The organism is Microcoleus sp. LAD1_D5, assembly GCF_036702115.1.
Lineage (GTDB): Bacteria > Cyanobacteriota > Cyanobacteriia > Cyanobacteriales > Microcoleaceae > Microcoleus.
Genome location: NZ_JAUBSA010000155.1, coordinates 1 through 4309, shown reverse-complemented (window position 1 = coordinate 4309; position 4309 = coordinate 1). Strand labels below are relative to the sequence as shown.

The 4309-nt window shown below is 42.4% G+C and carries 5 pseudogenes; 3 read left to right on the top strand and 2 right to left on the bottom strand.

Going from position 1 to position 4309, the window contains the following annotated elements:
- Window positions 1-670: 670 nt before the first annotated feature.
- From QUA70_RS28150 to QUA70_RS28140, 3 pseudogenes are all read left to right on the top strand, one after another.
- Window positions 671-1117: pseudogene (locus tag QUA70_RS28150) on the top strand (reverse transcriptase N-terminal domain-containing protein); the annotation flags it as partial.
- A gap of 52 nt (window positions 1118-1169) precedes the next feature.
- Window positions 1170-2243 (top strand): annotated as a pseudogene (locus QUA70_RS28145) (IS630 family transposase).
- A gap of 11 nt (window positions 2244-2254) precedes the next feature.
- Window positions 2255-3649: pseudogene (locus QUA70_RS28140) on the top strand (group II intron reverse transcriptase); the annotation flags it as partial.
- On the opposite strand, the pseudogene QUA70_RS28135 reads toward QUA70_RS28140, so the two are convergent.
- Together QUA70_RS28135 and QUA70_RS28130 are read right to left on the bottom strand one after the other, a co-directional pair.
- Window positions 3551-4024, bottom strand: a pseudogene (locus tag QUA70_RS28135) (transposase); the annotation flags it as partial. The pseudogenes QUA70_RS28140 and QUA70_RS28135 overlap by 99 nt on opposite strands.
- 50 nt (window positions 4025-4074) lie before the next feature.
- A pseudogene (locus tag QUA70_RS28130) lies at window positions 4075-4236 on the bottom strand (IS5/IS1182 family transposase); the annotation flags it as partial.
- Window positions 4237-4309: the final 73 nt, after the last annotated feature.

The following is a 4309-nucleotide window of genomic DNA, read 5'->3' as shown; positions in this document are numbered from 1 at the left end:
TTACGCATTTAAACCACTAACGAGGCTTGTAGGGCGCGTCAGGCGCGAACACTTACGCTTACAGGGGAAACACTTCTATACTGGCGCACCATACTATCGTCTTTTAAATGCCGAACAGCTTAATCCTAACTGAACCTTGACAACTTGATAGCCATGAGGGTGAGACTCCTGCCTAATAACAGAAAGACAAATCCCTCCCCACAGGTGCAGTGGTGAAAGCACTACCCCTACCCAGGAGACTAGCCATCAAACTGGTAAAGCAGGGCGAAAGAAGGTAACTGACAGCCTAAGTCGGCAATCCCTTTAGCAAGAATCCATGAGTAGCGAAAGCGAAGATGCGCTTGAACCATCGTGAAAGGTAGCCAGCGAAATAAGGCTTTATGCGCTGGAGCCAAAAGGCAACGGGTTAGGGACTGATAAGTCCGACTTTATCAGTAGCACTCCCAACAACCCCGGTGGAAAGCATTAACTCTAAAGATTCAATTAATGGCTATCAGGAACGAAGTAACCTTTCGTATGCTCTCTTGGAGGTCGAAAACCAAGAGTAGGTGCTAACCGGATGCTGCGAACAGGTGGGATAGAGTCAGAAGCCAATGCCCTGTTCTAATGACAGGGATATGCAGACAGACTCACTGTGGTTTGGAAGATAAAGTTGCAAGTCAGAGTATATATGTCTAAAACACGGTCACAACCGATGGTGGAATGGAGACAGATTAACTGGCGAAAGCTGGAACGGTCGGTCTATGAGCTCCAAAAGCGAATTTATCGAGCCTCTCAACGTGGCGATGTTAAAGCAGTACGCAGACTCCAAAAGACTTTGATGAAGTCCTGGTCAGCAAGGTGCTTAGCGGTCAGGCGGGTAACACAAGACAACAGCGGCAAGAAGACGGCTGGTGTGGATGGGCTTAAAAGCCTGACCCCAAAACAACGTCTCGCCCTTGTTGCCAAACTCAAATTAAGCCCAAAAGTCGCTCCAACTAGGCGAGTATGGATTCCCAAGCCTGGGACGAAGGAGAAGCGACCATTAGGCATCCCGACAATAAATGACCGAGCCCTGCAAGCACTTGTCAAGCTGGTACTAGAGCCAGAATGGGAAGCGCGATTTGAACCTAATACCATTTTTTTAAAGATATGATAGACTTGTGTAAAAAGTAAAGGAGAGAATTACAATGTCTGGTCGTCCTCATATAAAGATTACCGAATCTGTAGAAAGTTTGCGAGAAATCCTCAAACACCAAAAAAGAATCCTAGCTTATAACAAAGTCCAAATGCTTTATTTATTTCAGTCAAAACAAGTAAAAACTGTGCGGGAAGTATCGGCAGTTTTAGGTAAAAGTGAGGCAACAATTCATCGCTGGCTCTTTCAATATAAAGAGGGCGGTCTGGAAAATTTGTTAAAAAATCTCTTCTGTTTTTGGTCGCCCAAAAAAGTTCTCAGTTGAAGTAGCAGCTTCATTGCAACAAGAGTTGAGAGACCCCGAAGGATTTCAGAGTTATCAAGAAGTTCATCTCTGGCTCTGGTTGATTAAAGGAATAACCAGTAGTTACCAGGCTGTATATTCTTTAGTGAGAGGGGAACTAAAAAGTAAATTAAAAATTCCAAGACCTCGCAGTATTTCTCAGAAAACTACGGCAATTAATGAATTTAAAAATAACTTGCATCAACAGATAAAAGCTTTACTACACAAAGCTTTACCTCAAGTAAACAAATATAAAAAAGTCACGTTTTGGTGTAGTGATGAAACTCACCTAGGACTACATACAATTCGTCGGCGCAAGCTGACGCTTTCAGGGGTAAAGCCCATGGGGAAGCATCAATGAAAATTTGAGTGTTTTTGGCTCTATGGGGCAGTATCCATCGCTACTGGAAAAAGTTTTTTTTTTGGAGTTTTCCCATTTAGACAAAGTTTGTTTTGAAGCATATTTACAACTTTTGTCAATACAATATCCTCATGAATGACACATCATTCAAGTTGATAACGCACCAGCTCATAATTTAGGCGCATCTGAATTACCAGACAATATCATTTTACTATTTCAGCCTCCGGCTTGTCCTGAAGTAAATCCCACAGAAAGAGTGTGGGAATATCTGAAAATTTTTTTAGCTTGGTCGGTATTTAGTAATCTTGACGAACTCCGCATAAAAGTCCAGGAAGTTTTGGTATCTTTCACGCCCGCGTGTCATTGGTTTTCTCACCGGATGGTCTTGGATTTTACATTCTTTATCTCTATCACATCTTTAAAAAAATGGTATAACTCATACGGGTTCAGAGCCGGACGCTCATGCCATGATGCGATAGAGCAAATATTCACGGTAATTTGTCAGAAAGCCAAATACGTGCTAGATGCTGACATTGCCAAATGTTTCGACCGCATCGACCATGAAGCACTGCTCAAAAAATTAAATACATTCCCCACCATCCGCCGACAAGTTCGAGCCTGGTTAAAAGCGGGAGTGATGGACGGTAAGCAGTTGTTTCCAACATCTGAGGGTACACCGCAGGGTGGGGTTATTTCCCCATTATTAGCCAATATCGCCCTCCACGGGATGGAGAACCGGATAACTCAAGCTTTCCCAAAAAGGAAGGTTTATAAGGAAGGAAAGTACGCAGGATTTATCTCTGCTGCCCACCTAATCCGATATGCCGATGACTTCGTAATTCTCCACGAAGACATAACCGTTGTTCAAAGATGCAAAGAGATAATCTCCGAATGGTTAAAGAGTATGGGCTTAGAACTGAAGCCTAGTAAAACTCGCCTAGCCCACACCCTTGAGGAATACGAGGGAAATATCCCAGGTTTCAACTTCCTTGGGTTTAATATACGGCAATTCCCAGTTGGAAAACATCACTCTGGGAAGAATAACGGAAAATTACTAGGTTTCAAAACAATCATCACCCCAAGCCAAGAAAAGCAGAAGATACACTACGAGCAAGTAGCAAACATCATCTACGCCCAGAGAACAGCAACTCAAGAAGCGCTAATTGGAAAACTCAATCCAATTATCCGAGGATGGGCAAACTACTACTCAACCGTTGTGAGCAGTGATGCTTACGAAACTCAAGACCATTTAATCTTTTGCAAACTTAAGGCTTGGGCAAAACGCCGTCATCCCCAAAAGTCTATCCGATGGATCATCAATAGATACTGGCAGACCATTGGCGGTAACAACTGGGTATTCGCAACCAATGCAAAAAGTGAAAACTTAATGCGGTTAAGGACGCATAGCGAGACTCCAATAGTCCGTCATGTGAAAGTTAAAGGCGAGTCGTCTCCATACGACGGAAACCTGGTTTATTGGAGTACAAGAAAGGGAAAACACCTTGAAATCTCAACAAAAGAGGCAACTCTACTGAAGAGTCAAAGGGGTAAGTGTAACCACTGCGGATTGATTTTCAGAGCTGAAGACAAATGGGAAATCGACCATAAAATCCCCCGCTCCAAAGGCGGTAGGGATGAATATACCAATCTTCAGCTCTTACACAAACATTGTCACGATGTAAAAACAGCCAAAGATGGTTTGGCTGGGGGTAGTATCATTGGTAACAAGTTAAGCCTGTATGCCAGTTGTCAAGGGGATTTCAGAAGAGGTATCAAAGAAAAATTGATGATTGCCTCGCTGTCGATCGGGGAAAGGTGCAACAATTAACTTAACATTGGGCTTTCGTTGAGATTTAACAATACCTAAATCTTGGTTTTCGGGCGCGGCGAAATACTCGATCAGGTTAGTTGCCTTACCTTTTTGATGAGCTACATAAAAATGGTAAAGACCCCGGTAAATCATTTCTAAGGAAATCGAATCTATTGGTAAAGAGAGTTGGTCAGCAACGGCATCACCTAAATCAACCAAGAGTGCATAAAATATCCAAGTTCCCCAAATTTGAAGCTGGATGCCGTTGAGAGAACCTGTCCACAAATAACTTAATTCCCAGAGTCTTTTTACGGTATTAAAAGCATCTTCAATCCTCCAGCGCCTACGATATAAATCTGCGACGACATAGGGAGGTAATACATGAGTATCTAGGGTTTGCTGAATAATCGATCGCAAATCAATAACAAGAGCGATCGATATATTCAAGCTCGGTTAAAGATAAGTTTTTTGTGTATCGATTGCCCCCAATTATAATGGGGGATTATCTCCCACCCCAAATTAGGTGTTCTTTTTCCCAATAGACATAAAAACATACAAAAAACCCGACGCCACCAGGTAGAAAGGTTCATGACTAGAAAAGTGATAAGCTGTTGTACCTTTAAATAGGGTATAATAAAAATTAAGTTTAGTCAATTTTTACAAAAATGCCAGCCAAAA